Raw genomic sequence first — 14,220 nt, 5'->3', positions numbered from 1 at the left:
TTGCAAAAATTACTTGTTGCTGTTCTCGCACTGCTGGTTAGCCACGCCGCAGGAGGTCTTGCAAGCGGACTGGCAGGAAGTCTGGCACTCGCCGCAGCCGCCGGTCTTAACGCTCTTGGTCAGGTCACGAGTAGCAATGGTCTTAATACGTTCCATAATAGAAAACCTCTCTAGCTCTCAAAATTTCATCGCGCCGGGCAAAGCCCGGTACGCATTTATCTTTGCCTATGATAACACGCAAGGAGCTTTCTGTCAAGATTTTTATGCCGCTAACCTGTTTAAAGCTGCCCGGCAGGCTGATATTTCGTCAGGACAGTATGCAGGCCAAGCTCCCGCGCCCTGGCCAGTAAGTACCGGTAGCGGCACAATAGTGCCTGTCTCTCATAGATGCGCTGTTCGATCAGATCGGTGTCCACCTCCAGATCAAACATCATTTCGTTGCGTTTCAGACAAAACAGGCATTCCTTGAGCTCTTCTTCCAGTTCCGGGTGGTAGCGCTCGTGCTCGGTGTCCCGCGGGATACGGCTCGAAAGCAGGGTCTGCGTAGTTTGATTGTGGGTTCGTTCCAGCATAAGCCATCCTCCTCTTTGTGCATCTGAAAATCTGTACATTTCATTCTATGATGAGCGGCGTGCGGAATATGCCGGTTTATGGGTGGATGCAAAAAAACGTCCTGCCGGGTGTGCCGGGCATTGAAAAACTTCTGCGGTTTTGCGTGCATTTTGAAAAAGTCTGAATTTATTTGAAAAATATGCTTGACAAAGCCTGCTTTTGTGCGTATAATAGCACACGTTGAGCGGCTCACGAGCCAAACAACACCAAAGATTTTGGGGATTTGCATAGTGGTAGTGCGGTAGACTCTGACTCTACTTGTGGGAGTTCGATTCTCTCATCCCCAACCAGAAGTCATCCGGTTTATATCGGATGGCTTTTTTCGTTCTATTTCGTTATACAAAAACAGCGCACCGCCCTGCCGGACGGTGCGCCTTTTTATGCGGTTTTACAGGATATTGATGCGGCCTGCGCCGTAAGGATCTTCGTAATTCAGCAGGTAGCCCTGGTAATCTGCCAGCGGGCTGTTGGCTGTCGCCAGATGCGGCAGACCCTCAGCGTCTACGCCGCCAAAGGTCATTGCATAGGTGGACATCACAAGGTAATCCTCAGACACATAGTCCTTGATCAGCTCTGCGCCATCGAACATGGCAAAGCCGTCGCCCAGATTGCGCAGCGTGTAGTTCATGCCAGCCAGTGCATAGGTCTTGTTCGGGTCCAGCGGCAGATAAGAACCGGAAGCCTTGTCATAGATCTTCACGTTCTGCACGCGCGGAGTTCCGGTAGCGCTGCCGATCCAGACATTCTTTTCGTCGGTCTGCACCGTGTTGGGGATATCGGCGTGAATCTCGTAGGTAGCACCGGCCACCTGCAGGAAGCCGCCGTTCTCCTTGCCGCCCTCGCCTGCAAAGCGGGCTGCAAATTCCAGTGCATCCTGGATCTGCTTGCCGGTAACAGACATCAGACAGGCCACATTGCCGAACGGACTGACCTGCTTGCAGGTCTTGAAGGTCCAATAGCCTGCCTTCACATCTGCACGGATGCCGCCGCCGTTCATGATGGCGATATCGCAGTGCAGCTGCTCTACCTCGTTGAAGTAGGTGTAGATGCCATCGGCCACAAAGTCGCCCAGATTGGTCTCGGCTGTGCGGATGCGGCGATTGCCGGTCTCCGGATCGGTGACATAGAAGTTGATCTCGGAAGCAGCGATCTTCTCGCCCAGCATATCATCCACAGAAGCGACCCACGCAGTCTGGATGCCTTCCACCACACTGTCGGAGCCTTCGTAAGAGGAGATCAGACGGGTAGCAATGGAACCATCGGTCTTGATGGTCATTTCGCCCACATTGGCAAAATAGGAACCGGTCTGGGTCAGAGCAACTGCCTTGCCGGACAGATCCTTCACCCACTCACATTCCATCTTGGTGTGAGAGTGGCCGTCGATGAATGCATCAAGGCCGGAGGTGTGCTGAATGACTTCCCTGCTGGTCCAGGGCGAAGAGGACGGGTCAACACCCAGATGGCCCAGACCGATCACGTAATCTGCCAGCAGCTTTGCCTTATCGATGGATTTCTGCACAGCCTTATACAGCTTCTGACCATCATCGCCGCCCAGAATATCATAGATGTAGCGCTTCTGGCTCTTGTCCATAAAGTAAGCCGGAGTGGACTTGGTGAAGGTCTCGGGCGTGGTGATGCCCACAAATGCGATCACGCGGCCACCGATGGTAAAGTACTTGACATCCGGCAGAACGCGATTGCCCAGCGGCAGATTGACCCAGTTGCTGGAGAGGTACGGGAAATCTGCCTCAGCCATCGCCTCTTTTGCACGGGCCATGCCGTAGTCGAATTCATGGTTGCCGGGCGTAGCAACATCATAGCCTGCGGCATTCATCAGCTGGATGATAGAGGCACCTTCGTCCATGGAACCATAAGCAGTGCCCTGAATATGGTCGCCTGCGTCCACCAGCAGAACGTCCTTGCCTGCATCCTGATAGCTCTTTTTCAGGGCGGCAATAGCGGCATAGGTCAGTTCCGGAGACTTTTTGTCGATGTAGGTGTGGACATCGTTGGTGTAAAGAATGGTGATGTCCTTCACGCTGCCCGGGAAGCAGGCAGATGCAGCGGGAGCACCAAGGCTCACGGCAGCAACGGCTGTGGTGACGCCTGCGGCCTTCATAAAGCTGCGGCGGGAGATAAGTTGCTTCATGGAAAACGACCTCCTCTTAGAACTTTCTTGTTTTCATCGGGCGTACAGATCCAGCCCGACACTTGTTGCATTAAGCATAACATATATGCCGCCCAAGAGCAAGCCAAAATGGCACAATTTATTCAAATTTGATATTTGCAAGTCATACTTTTTGTGCAAAAAGTCTCATTTTTTAACAAAAACCAAGCCCGCACTTGCAGTCAGTCGCTGACTTACAAATGCGGGCCTGATTTTAGGGGGATCCAAAAACGAAACGGAGAACCGAATCAGATGGCATTGTATTCCTTGAGGAATTTTTCAAGGTCAGTACCCTCGATTTTTTTCAGAGCTTCCTTCATGGCAAGGCGCGGGATCAGCGGCAGATCCATGTCGGTGATCTTCTTGCCGTCGCGCAGCTTGACCGTTGCATCGATCAGAGCGCGCACGTCGTAGGTGCTGCCCCAGACCTCGGGCACGCCGCGGTCGATGTTCAGCAGGGTGTACACGGCCTCCATACCGGTGCGCATGGAGTATTCGGTGGTGAAGATGGTGTCGCGGGCGGTTTCGGCAAACTGGCCGAGGAAGGCAAAGTTCACAGCGCCCTCGGGCACGATATCGGGGCGGTCGCCCATGGCACGGGGCATAAAGAAGGCGTCGATATAGGGCATCATCACAGGCACGGTGTTTGCGCTGTGCTCTGCCAGCTCCTCGATCTGAGCCTCGGGCACGCCGATGTGGTACAGCCACTCCATGCACAGTTCCTTGCCGGTGCAGTCACGCATAGCTTTCTTGACATAGTTGCCGGGCTTGTCGCTGAACAGACCGTAGACCCAGACACACAGCTGGTTCTTAGGCTGGTCGCGGAACTGCTGCTGGCGGTTCAGTGTCCAGCTGAGCAGCCAGTTGGAGTCCTTAACGGTGACGATGCCGCCGGTGACGGTGTGGCCGCTGAACGGGTCACGCTTGCAGATCTTCTGGATATACTGCGGGATCTTGTCGTCCAGAGTTGTAATGGTAGCGCTCTCCCAGTTGGAATGTTCCGGGTCGGAGCAGAACTTCTCGGGATGGCCGAAAGCGGGATCCTGTGCAGCAATCTTTTTCCACAGATCCCAGCCGTTGCCCGGCTTGATGGTGGGGTCAAAGCCTGCAGCCTTGTCCTGCGCACCCACGGTGCAGCTCTCCACACAGCCGCCGTTGGTGATGAACAGCAGATCGTTCTCGGTCAGGTCGATGGTGCTGGTCTCCCCCGCATGCTCCACGACCACGCTGCTTGCCTGCTTGCGCTTGCCATTGATATCAAATTTCACGTCCACGACCTTGGTCTCATAGTGGAACTGCACGCCGTGATCCTTCAGGTAAGTGACCATGGGCAGGATGATGGACTCGTACTGGTTGTAGCGGGTAAAACGCAGGGCGGTGAAATCCGGCAGGCCGCCGATATGGTGGATATAGCGCTTGAGATAGAGCTTCATTTCCAGAGCACTGTGCCAGTTTTCAAAGGCAAACATGGTGCGCCAGTACAGCCAGAAGTTGGAGTTCAGCACTTCATCGTCAAAGAAGTCGGTGATCTTCTTATCCTGCAGCTGCTCGTCAGGGGTAAAGAACAGCTTCATGATCTCCATGGCACCCTTATCGGACAGGCCGAACTTACCATCGGTGTGGGCGTCCTGACCGCGGTCCACGGTAGCGCGGCAGAGAGAGTAGTTGGGGTCTTCCTTGTTCAGCCAGTAATATTCATCCAGCACGCTGGCTCCCTCGGTCTCCAGAGACGGGATGGAGCGCAGCATATCCCACATTACCTCAAAATGGTTGTCCATCTCGCGGCCACCGCGCATCACATAACCGATGTCGTACTTATAGCCATCACAGGCACCGCCGGGGATGGGGTCTTTCTCGAACACATGCACATGCTCACCCTTCATCTGACCGTCACGGACCAGATAGCAGGCAGCCGTCAGTGCTGCCAGACCGGAACCGATGATATAAGCGGATTTATGATCGACACCCTCCGGCTTTTTAGGGGTTGCAAAAGCTTCATAGTTGCCACTGGAATAGTACATAGAAAAGCCTCCCTGCTTTTTATTGCGTTTTTCGGCATCCTTGCGCCGTCCTTATGGCAACAGTATACCCTGCGCAGACGCAGCAAACAACAAACAAATTTTCATCCGTGTATAAACTTTATACAATCATCCTGTTTTGCTGGAAATACGTCTAAAATGTGACAAAAAAAGAAGGAGGAAGAACCGGACTGGTCCTTTCTCCTTCGGGAAAAACAGCTTATTTTACGTTTGCCGGAGCAACTTCAAAATCGATCTTGCCCAGATTGACGTCTGCGCGCACGATGGTGATCATCATGGTGTCGCCAAGGCTCCAGTTTTTGCCGGAGACCGGGTCGGACAGGCGGATGCCCTCGGTGAGCATGGTGCCGGAAGGGGTCAGGCTGGAAGCGGGCACAAAGCCCTCCACGCCGTTTTCCAGTTCGATGAACAGACCGCGCTGGGTCACGCCGGAAATGCGGCCTTCGTAGCACTCGCCCAGATGGCGGCGGGCGTATTCGGCCTTATAGCAATCCTCTGCCTTGCGCTCGATCTGCATGGCGATGACCTCGCGTTCGCTGGACTGCTTGCTTGCTTTTTCGGCAAAGTCACTGTAGCGCAGCACCATGGTCTCCTTATCGATGCCCTTGAGCTGAGCCGTCATGATGCGATGGATGGCCAGATCCGGATAGCGGCGGATGGGGCTGGTAAAGTGTGCGTAGTCCTGCAGGACCAGACCGTAGTGGCCTTTGGGCTTTTCCTCATATACAGCCTTGGACATGCAGCGCAGCATCCCGGTATTAATGATCTGCTCATACGGGCCGCCGCGCACACCTTCCAGGATCGCGCTCAGTTCCTTGGGGGTGGGCACATCCTTGGCAAAGTGGTCGTTGATGCCGCAGGCCTGCAGCAGGGTGTGCAGGCGTTCCAGTTTTTCGGCATTGGGCTCCTCATGCACACGGTACACAAAGGGGATCTGCTTCACGCGGGCAAAGTGGGCGGCGCACTGGTTGGCCAGCAGCATGAACTCCTCGATCATGGCTTCGCTCTCGCCGGAAGTGCGCTTCTTCACGTCGATGCAGTGGCCATCCTCGTCCAGGATCAGCTTTACCTCGCCGCTCTCAATGTCCATGCAGCCGCGCTCCTTGCGCAGGCGGGCACGGTGGCCATACAGCTCCTTCATAGCAGGCAGCTGGCTGAGCACCTCGTGGTACTTGCCCTTCAGCTCGTCGTCTGCGCTGCCGGCAAGCAGAGCATTGATCTCGGAGTAAACACCCTTGACGCGGCTGCGGATGACCGTTTTCGCAAAGCGATAGTCGGTCAGGTTGCCATCCTTGTCCAGACGCATCAGGCAGGAGAACGCCAGACGCAGCGCACCCTCGTTCAGGCTGCAGATGCCGTTGGAGAGCTGCTTGGGCAGCATGGGAACGACCTGATCGGCATAGTAGACGCTGGTAGCACGGTTGAATGCCTCGTTATCCAGCTCGGTGCCGGGCTTGACATAGTTGGAAACATCCGCGATGTGGACACCCAGCTCAAAGCCGCCTTCCGGGGTCTTGGTCAGGCTGATAGCATCATCGATATCCTTGGTCTCGGCACTGTCAATGGTGAAGATGGGCAGTGCACGCAGATCCATGCGGCCCTCGGTGTCCTTTTCAGAGACCTCGGCATTCTCCAGCTTCTTGGCTTCATCGCGGACTTTATCCGGGAAGCGGCTGCGGATATCCTGCGCATAGAGCAGGGCCTTGGCGCAGCGCTTGGCTTCATCCGAATTGCCGAACCGCATGGCAACGCCCACACGGTGATCTTCCTGACGGTTGCCGCGCTGCAGGATCTCCACGGCCACCTTGTCGCCGTCCTTTGCGCCGCCCTCGCAGTCACGCATCAGCTGCATGGAGATGGCCGGGCAGTCATCCGGTACGAATTTCAAGCGGCCCTCGATACGGCGGGCAGTGCCCACCAGAGAATTTTTCTCTTCCAGAATGGCAAGGATCTCGCCTTCATCGCTGCCCTCCACACGGGGATGCTCAAACTTTTCCACAAGCACCATGTCACCGGGCATTGCACCGCGGGTAAAGCGGCCCGGGATAAAGATATCGCTGGTGCCGTCCTCCAGCATTACAAAGGCAAAATTTTTGCCCAGTTTGACCACCTTGCACAGCAGAGCCTTGTCTGCACGGCCAGAACGCACCGTAAAGAACACGCCCTGACGCTGGCAGATGACTGCCTCGTGCACCAGCTGGTCCACAGCCTCCATCACCTTGCGGTCCGCACTGCGGTCCCCGCCGAACTTTGCCTTAAGGTCTTTAACTGTGCACGGCTGATTCTGGATCGCGTGCTCAATTTTATCGCGCATTGCCATAATAATCTTTCTCCTTGCTCTTCCATGGCCGCAGCCTCCAACGTGCCGCAGCGCTGCCGGTTGTGGGCCAACTGCCCCACCCTGCCCGGCGGTCAGACTTCCGCCGACATCCTATCATAATACAGAAAAACAGCCCCGTCCTTTACACGGGGCTGCACGAACCTTTTCAGCCTGCCAGACGGCCTGCAAACAGACATGCCAGAATAGCGACCACAAAGAAAACGACACCTGCAATGCGGGTCACCTTGGCCAGCATCTGGTCAGCCGGGGTCAGGCGGGCATTGTTTGCACCGCCCACGCTGCCATTGATCGCACCGGAAAGGCCCTGACCATGCGTGTGCTGCATCAGAGTGAGAAGGACGATGACGAGCGAAGCGACCAGCAGGATCACACCGCCAACAATTTCGATAACAGACATGGATTGAAACGCTCCTTTATTATAATTCAATGAAAACCACGCAAAAATACAAATATATAGTAGCATAACAAGCGTGAAAAAGCAAGCAAAAACCGCGCATTTTACGCCAGAGTACGAAGCATGGCGCACAGCCGGGCAAAGATGGCTGCACTGGAATAGGCCGTTTCGGTCTGCCCGTCCTGCAGCACGATCACCGTCCAGCGGGGCTTTTCTGCCGGGTAAAAGCCTGCAAACCACAGATTCTTGCGTTCTGTTCCGCCTGCATCAAACTGTCCGGTCTGAGCCGTGCCGGTCTTGCCGCCCGCACCGTCTTCCAGCTCTGCAGCATCCTGTGCAGTGCCCTCTTCCACCACCTGACAAAGCATTTCACGCAGAAGCGCTGCATTTTCCGCACTCATCACCCGCCTCGACTGTGGATGCGCAAGCGTTTCCAGCGGTGTACCGTCGGTTTCGTCAACCGTGCATTCCAGAAAAAACGGTGTGTGGTACACCCCGCCGGAGGCGATGGCATTCATCATGGCGGCGATCTGCACCGGTGATGCCAGCAGGCTGCCCTGCCCAAAGCTGAAATTGGCAAGCTGACCGCTCTGGGCAAGTTCGGCTGCGCCCGGCAGGTTCCCGGATGCAGCATGCAGATTTCCTGCCAAGCTTATCTCCTGCCCAAATCCAAAACGCTGCGCCGCTTGCAGTAAATTCTCCGCACCCAGCTGCTGCCCCAGCCGTACAAAATAGCCATTACAGCTTTTTTCCAGTGCTTCTTCTAGTCCGATCTGCCCATGCGGCACACCGCCTGCGCAGCGGAAGGTCTGTCCATCTATCACTGCGGCACCCGTACACTCATATTCCGGAAAAGCGCCCTGTTCCAGTGCCGCCGCTGCCAGCACCGGCTTGAACACCGAGCCGACGGTATAGCATTCCAACACGCGATTCAGGAATGGGCTGTCAGGTGCGTCCAGACTGGCGGCAAGGTTATCCGGGTCATAGCCCGGCATGCTGACGCTGGCCCGCACGGCGGCAGAAGCTGTATCCAGAACCAAAATGCACCCGCTGGTCATAGTCTCCACTGCTACCGCTTCCGCTGCGCGCTGCATTTGACGCGAAATGGTCAGCTGCACCCCCACAGCCTTGCTGTCCTGCCGGAGATACTGCGGTGTTTCTCCGGCTTGCAGCTGTCCCTGAGCGGTGACAGCGCACAGCAGGACGTCATGTTCCCCCGTCCCGGTCAGCAGCTTGTCCAGTGCTTTTTCCAGTCCGGCAGCTCCATGGCCTTCGCCATCCAGATATCCGATCAGCTGCTGGCACAGCGGTGCTGACGCATACCGCCGGGCAAACGGATAGCACGACACTCCCTGCCAGTAAAGATCACGCTCCACCCTTAGCAGAAATGGCATGGAACGATTCCGATTCCGGTACAAAAGTGCCTGCCCGTCCTCATCGGTATAGGCATACAGGCGGGAATAGCTGTTTTCACCCGGAAAGCAGAGGGCCAGATATTGCGTTTCCAGCCCGGTGAGCAGTGCACCGGTATGATCGTAAAAATTTCCACGCCGTGCAGGCAGCGCAAGCCGAACCGCGCTTTGCGCTTTGGCGCGGGCTGCATAAGTCTGGTTCTGTGCCAGAAAATACAGGCGGCACAAAATCACTGCAAAGCTGAACAGAATGGCCGCATACAGCGCCAGAACCCTCTTGCCGGACATAAAATTCCGCCTCCTCTTTTTATAAGGGTGGGCGGAACAGCAGCTGAATATGCGATCATACCATCTTGGGCCGTCTCCGTTTCTGACGCAGAGATGCTGTTTTATGCTAACTGCGAATGTAATCCGAAGCAATTTTTAACTAAAAAAGGAGGCGGACCCTCCAAAGAAGATCCGTCTCCTTCATGCTGTTTATTCGCGCAAGACGCTTTTGAGGCTTAGTACATGCCGCCCTTCCAAACCACACTTTTGGAGCCGAATCACGAATATCGGGAAACGTAGACTTTTGTAGAATTATCAAGGCCATAAACCGATTTTTCCGGATTCTCCGTTTTTGCACGATCCACGCTTTTCTACGCAAATCTACGCCACTTACCAGGTGATTGGCGTAAGTTTTGGCGTAAGTTTCGGCGTAAGCAATTCCGCTTCATACGTCGAAAATCACAGGTTGCCGGCGATCTGTTCAAAGGCCCTTTCAACCGATTCAAAGCTGCTGTGCGTGTAGACATCCAACGTCACACTGGCATTAGAGTGTCCCATCAGGTATTGCAGGCTTTTTACATCCAGCCCGGCCTGCTGAACATTGGTGCAGAAGGTGTGTCGCAGCACATGAGGTGTAATGCGCGGAACAGGTTTTCCGTACGCCTTCTCAAACTTTCCCTGCACACCACGCATATAGTTTTCCAAGTGCATTGCCACCTTCGGCATTCCGGACTTGTCCAGAAAGAGAAATCCGCTGCAACCATCCACTAGTGCTTCCACCTTCGTAGATGCTCTGGCTTTTACCACACGCAACAGCGCTGCTCGAACAGTATCCGTCATGGGAACATTGCGGATGCCGCTTTTGGTTTTCGGCGGCGTGACGAAGTAGGGCTTTTCAGCCGTCCGGCAAAGCTGCCGCCGCACATGGATGCAGTGCCGTTCAAAGTCGATATCTGCTCGTGTCAGGCCGTACAACTCGCTCACGCGCAAGCCGGTTCCCATAAGAATGACGATATCATCATAATAGTTGCCGCCATAGTCCTGAACGAATTGCAGATATTTCTCCTGCTGCTCTCTGGTCAGTGCATCACGCACATAAGCGTCCTTCGGCACAACATCGGACAGTTTGAACTTGAATGGATTCTTGCGGATAATGTCATCCTCTACCGCCATCTCGAATGCCGGTCTGACAACGCTTTGCAGGATTCCTATGGTGTTTTGCTTGAAACCGCTGTCATGCAGAAACACGAACCAGCCTTTCGCATCGGACAATTTTACCGTTTTGATGGCTTTTTGCCCGAAAGGGTCAGCATGAATCCGCTTGACCGCTGTGTTGTACGACCGAAGTGAATTGGGTTTCAACCCACGTTTCAGGTTCATATAGCGGTCAACCAGATCAGCCACCGTCATCTCTCCGGCGACGTAGTCGATGCCGTCTGCCAGATCGCGCCACAGTTCTTCCTCTTTTTTCCGCAGCTCTGTCAGGGATTTAGCGTAAATACAACGCCGTTTCTTGTGGATATCGGTATAACGATAGTCGTAGGTGCCGTTTGCTCTTTGGCTTTCGCCATCCTTCAAAACACGACCCTTGCTATCTTTGCGCTTTTCAGACATTTAGAAACTCCTTTCTGTGAAAAGCGCATCTATAAGGTCAGTGTCAGTATAACACATCAACCATGCGATTTCCACCCGCAGCGAACGAGAAAAGGACGGTTTCACATTTGCAGCCTTTGGCAACCTCTCAAATAGAATATGCTTGCTCGACAAAGCAATCGAACAGGCGACGTTTAATCAGACGCTTGTTTCCCACCCAATGGACGAATTTGCATTTATCTTCATTCGTAATTTCACGCAGTTTGTTAATGCCAATGCCGGAGTAAGCCGCAGCTTCTTCCAGCGTCAAATTGCTCTTTTCCCAAATAGGGACGTCTTTCATAGGCAGACCTCCAATTCCTTGTAACCGAACGCCTGTAACCTGGCAGGAAAACTCACTTTTTCTGCACACAGGGCATTCGGTGGACTTTATACTTTTTCTTATCTTTTTAAGGTTACATGGTTACAGAAAGCGGAAAACGCAGCAATCATGCGGATTTTTCGGTGTAACTGCAGCGTAACCGAATTTGTAACCAGACGTGTAACCGGTGTCCATCAGAAGGGAAAGCCCATCTGCTGGGCTTCCGCATCCATTATTTCAGAGAAATTTTCAGCCCCGGTTTCGGGGCTGGTTACGCGCTCCCAGCCTTTCTGAACGCCGTACTTCAGGTAACGCTTGGCGGTCTTGTGCGCCTGCCAGCCTTGGATATCGCCGCGCGAAATTCCCGTATTCATGATCTCGCAGATAGCACGAGTCTCCCATTCTGCCGGAATGTTGGTGTTGCCCAGTGCTTCCGCGTAAAGCTGCTTGGAACACACCCGGTCACCCGTGTAGTCCTCCAGAAAGGCGTAGATCATGCCAGCCTGCGCATCCTCCTGCATGAAGTCCTGTTGGTGGGCTTGCAGCGTTTCCTGCATAGCGGGGCTGAACGCCAGCTTGTAGTTGCCTCTGTTGTAGATGGTCATAGCTTCTGCCCAGAGCTGGTCGATATAGGTGCGGGAATCTTCCTCGTTGTCCAGAATGTGCACCTCGGCCAGTTCCGCATCCACTGGGACAGGGATAAAGCGGCGGTTGCCCGTGCGGTCACGGGGCAAAAAATCTTGCCGATTGGTCGTGCCAGCAAAGACGCACTGGCGCAGACGGTCGGCAGGATGGGTCTCGTAGGGGACTTTATAGGTTTCCTTCTGCTTGCTGAGAAAGCTCTTGATCTCCTCGATGCTCTTGGCGTTGGCGGTGGCAATCATCTCCGACATTTCGATGATCCAGTGTCCTTGCAGTTTGCGGTACACGTTGTCGTCGTCCAGTCGCCGCAGGTCGTCCGAGAACCACTCGTCCTTAACGGCCAGCAGTCGAAAAAAGGTGGACTTCCCCGGTCTCGCCTGTCGGCTCGGTCGGTGCTTCAAAATGCTTGCAGCATTTTGAGGTCGCCACTGGCGACCCGCACCCTTGCCCACCCACCAGACAGAGCATAGTTTCAAACTTGCATCCCGGTTGGAATACTCGCTTGATGGCTCCCAGCAAGAAGATCTTCATGGCTTCGCAAGTGTACTCGTCCTCCGCAGCACCGAGAAAATGGTGCAAGACGTGGGCTATCCGTTCCGTGCCGTCCCATTGCAGGCCGTTCAGGTAATCTCGGATGGGATGGTAGCGGTTCTCGTTTGCAACAATACGGATAGCAGATTCGATTTTCTTTTCGCTGGAGATGCCGTACTTCTCCATTCGCCGCAGGATATACTTCATATCGGTGTCGTTCAGCGTCTTGCCAGATCTCGGCCAGCCCACGGGCTTTACAATGTCAATGCGCTCGCTCAACAGGTTCAGCCGGATGGCATCGGCAAGCACATGGTCATTCTGCAAAATCGTGATGCAGTTTTGGATCGTCCGCTGGATCTCTCCGTTGGAGTGCTTGGTCAGCATCTCTTTCACATCTTCAACGGTTCTGGGAGTACGTTCTTCGTTGACTTCTTTGCTCAATAAACATCACCTCGTACTATTATTGAAAACGATTTTCTGACTTTTCGGCGGTAGGCGGGACAGATGGCTTCCGCTGTGTCTGCTCTGCCTGCAATCGGCTTAGCAGTTGCAAAACGGAATCCCGTGCTTTCTCCTTGACCTGTTCCTTGCCTTTCTGCCGGATTTCCGGTCTCAGGAGTTTTTCCTGCAAGCGAGTGGCAGTGGTCTGCATGGTCTTGAGGAACTTGTCCAGCACGGTATCCAACCGACGGGCGGCGTATTCTCTCGTGGCCTGCGGAGCCTTGCGCTCCGGGGACAGCACCCACTTCTTCGTGTCCTCGATCATCCGCATATCCTCCTTGCGGGTCTCGGTGCGCACCACGTCGGTCACGACCTCCACCGCCTTGTCATAGGCCGCAGCCGAAACATCTTCCAGCAGGGTCTCCATGTCCGAAACTTTCAGGGTCAGCTTGTCCAGCTTGTTCTGCTGGGCGGCAAGCCGCTCCTTCTGCTTGGCAAGGATGAAATCCTGCTTTTCCAGATATTTGCGGTTTCCGTACTCCGCTTCTTCCTCCAGTTCCAGCCCGTGCCGTTTTGCAATCTCGAACAGCATTTTCCGGCAGGCGGCATCAAAGGCGATCTTGCGGTTGTTGCGGCGGCTGAGAGGCTTGTTTGGGTCAGGCAGGTCGAAGCCCAATGCTTCCAATGCCTTTTCCTGCTGGGGTGCCACCTCGCCGTATTTGTTCTCGCAGTCGAATACATGACGCTCATGGATATGCGGTGTGCTTTCATCCAGATGCAGCGCCCAGTCCAGCACATGAACGTGGTCGCTATACTTGGCCTTGAACTCCTCGATGAACTCTGTGACGACGCTCAGCAAGTCCTCTGCCGAAGCGTGTTCATCCAACGTTCCAAGTTGGTAGATGGTCTCTTCCGGGCAGGTCTTGCGGCTGGACAGCAGGTCAAGAATGGAGCGGTTGCGCTCCGTGTGCCGGATCTTGGCGTTGCGCTCGTTCTGGCTTTCCACAAAGTTGGAATAGCGGCTCTCATAGAATTGCCGTTCCACATCCGAGAAGGTCGCCCCCAGATCGTCCGGGTCTTGCGGATTGAGAGCCGATCGGAAGCCGTGGAAGCAGTCCCAGTAGATGTTGCCTTTGGCTCGTTCCGGGTCGATGTGCTCACTGTTGGCAAGATTGAAACTGCGGTCGTTGTGCTTGGGGTTGTAAGTGCCGTGGGTTCCGGCTCGTCCGTTGTGTCGTGTTAATTTCAGATAGACATCCCTCTTTTCCTGTATTTTTTGTGTACGGCCACTCGTGCGATCAAATCACAGGAGTGATACAATTCTTCTAAGCAACGGGTCTCGCATTTCAAGACCGTGTCTTGAAATCTTCTCTCGGAATCGAGAGGTAATCCTTTCGGAAAAGGATTTATGTGTTTGTTA

At 54.4% G+C, this 14,220-nt stretch carries 10 protein-coding genes, 1 tRNA gene and 1 pseudogene; 1 reads left to right on the top strand and 11 read right to left on the bottom strand.

Annotation, left to right across the window (positions count from 1 at the left end):
• Positions 1 to 9: 9 nt before the first annotated feature.
• Positions 10 to 156 carry a six-cysteine ranthipeptide SCIFF gene (gene scfA, locus MTP37_RS06880; RefSeq protein ID WP_005926683.1) on the bottom strand — a complete coding sequence of 49 codons (147 nt, stop codon included), beginning with the start codon at positions 154 to 156 and terminating at the stop codon, positions 10 to 12.
• A gap of 122 nt (positions 157 to 278) precedes the next feature.
• Positions 279 to 572, bottom strand: a complete 294-nt coding sequence (locus MTP37_RS06875) for a DUF2508 domain-containing protein (protein WP_249236608.1) — start codon at positions 570 to 572, stop codon at positions 279 to 281.
• A 256-nt stretch (positions 573 to 828) separates the two neighbouring features.
• Between MTP37_RS06875 and MTP37_RS06870 the strand changes: the two genes are divergently transcribed.
• Positions 829 to 902: transfer RNA gene (locus tag MTP37_RS06870), tRNA-Gln, on the top strand.
• A 98-nt stretch (positions 903 to 1,000) separates the two neighbouring features.
• Here the strand turns inward: MTP37_RS06870 and MTP37_RS06865 are convergent.
• From MTP37_RS06865 to MTP37_RS06825, 9 genes and pseudogenes are all read right to left on the bottom strand, one after another.
• The gene (locus MTP37_RS06865) at positions 1,001 to 2,761 is read right to left on the bottom strand and encodes a bifunctional metallophosphatase/5'-nucleotidase (RefSeq protein ID WP_249236607.1); all 1,761 of its coding nucleotides are present in this window, start codon (positions 2,759 to 2,761) and stop codon (positions 1,001 to 1,003) included.
• Between the two features lie 266 nt (positions 2,762 to 3,027).
• A complete protein-coding gene (locus tag MTP37_RS06860; RefSeq protein WP_249236606.1) occupies positions 3,028 to 4,800 on the bottom strand; it encodes an oleate hydratase in 1,773 nt (590 codons plus the stop codon).
• 217 nt (positions 4,801 to 5,017) lie between these two features.
• Positions 5,018 to 7,138, bottom strand: coding sequence for a ribonuclease R (rnr, locus tag MTP37_RS06855; RefSeq protein ID WP_249236605.1), 2,121 nt, complete (start codon positions 7,136 to 7,138; stop codon positions 5,018 to 5,020).
• A gap of 166 nt (positions 7,139 to 7,304) precedes the next feature.
• On the bottom strand, positions 7,305 to 7,556 hold the full coding sequence (secG, locus tag MTP37_RS06850; RefSeq protein WP_249236604.1) for a preprotein translocase subunit SecG: 252 nt from the start codon (positions 7,554 to 7,556) through the stop codon (positions 7,305 to 7,307).
• A gap of 101 nt (positions 7,557 to 7,657) precedes the next feature.
• The gene (locus tag MTP37_RS06845; protein ID WP_249236603.1) at positions 7,658 to 9,253 is read right to left on the bottom strand and encodes a peptidoglycan D,D-transpeptidase FtsI family protein; all 1,596 of its coding nucleotides are present in this window, start codon (positions 9,251 to 9,253) and stop codon (positions 7,658 to 7,660) included.
• Between the two features lie 438 nt (positions 9,254 to 9,691).
• On the bottom strand, positions 9,692 to 10,846 hold the full coding sequence (locus MTP37_RS06840; RefSeq protein WP_249236602.1) for a site-specific integrase: 1,155 nt from the start codon (positions 10,844 to 10,846) through the stop codon (positions 9,692 to 9,694).
• Positions 10,847 to 10,973: 127 nt separating this feature from the next.
• The gene (locus MTP37_RS06835; RefSeq protein WP_249236601.1) at positions 10,974 to 11,168 is read right to left on the bottom strand and encodes an excisionase; all 195 of its coding nucleotides are present in this window, start codon (positions 11,166 to 11,168) and stop codon (positions 10,974 to 10,976) included.
• A 212-nt stretch (positions 11,169 to 11,380) separates the two neighbouring features.
• Positions 11,381 to 12,743, bottom strand: a pseudogene (locus tag MTP37_RS06830) (virulence-associated E family protein).
• Positions 12,744 to 12,819: 76 nt separating this feature from the next.
• Positions 12,820 to 13,845 carry a hypothetical protein gene (locus tag MTP37_RS06825; RefSeq protein ID WP_249236600.1) on the bottom strand — a complete coding sequence of 342 codons (1,026 nt, stop codon included), beginning with the start codon at positions 13,843 to 13,845 and terminating at the stop codon, positions 12,820 to 12,822.
• Positions 13,846 to 14,220: the final 375 nt, after the last annotated feature.

The organism is Faecalibacterium sp. HTF-F (genome assembly GCF_023347535.1).
Lineage (GTDB): Bacteria > Bacillota > Clostridia > Oscillospirales > Ruminococcaceae > Faecalibacterium > Faecalibacterium wellingii.
This window is presented reverse-complemented; position numbering and strand designations above follow the sequence as displayed.

Excerpts from the sequence above, each read along its gene's own strand:
- scfA (WP_005926683.1), bottom strand. The coding sequence starts at position 156 with ATGGAACGTATTAAGACCATTGCTACTCGTGACCTGACCAAGAGCGTT.
- MTP37_RS06875 (WP_249236608.1), bottom strand. The coding sequence starts at position 572 with ATGCTGGAACGAACCCACAATCAAACTACGCAGACCCTGCTTTCGAGC.
- MTP37_RS06865 (WP_249236607.1), bottom strand. The coding sequence starts at position 2,761 with ATGAAGCAACTTATCTCCCGCCGCAGCTTTATGAAGGCCGCAGGCGTC.
- MTP37_RS06860 (WP_249236606.1), bottom strand. The coding sequence starts at position 4,800 with ATGTACTATTCCAGTGGCAACTATGAAGCTTTTGCAACCCCTAAAAAG.
- rnr (WP_249236605.1), bottom strand. The coding sequence starts at position 7,138 with ATGGCAATGCGCGATAAAATTGAGCACGCGATCCAGAATCAGCCGTGC.
- secG (WP_249236604.1), bottom strand. The coding sequence starts at position 7,556 with ATGTCTGTTATCGAAATTGTTGGCGGTGTGATCCTGCTGGTCGCTTCG.
- MTP37_RS06845 (WP_249236603.1), bottom strand. The coding sequence starts at position 9,253 with ATGTCCGGCAAGAGGGTTCTGGCGCTGTATGCGGCCATTCTGTTCAGC.
- MTP37_RS06840 (WP_249236602.1), bottom strand. The coding sequence starts at position 10,846 with ATGTCTGAAAAGCGCAAAGATAGCAAGGGTCGTGTTTTGAAGGATGGC.
- MTP37_RS06835 (WP_249236601.1), bottom strand. The coding sequence starts at position 11,168 with ATGAAAGACGTCCCTATTTGGGAAAAGAGCAATTTGACGCTGGAAGAA.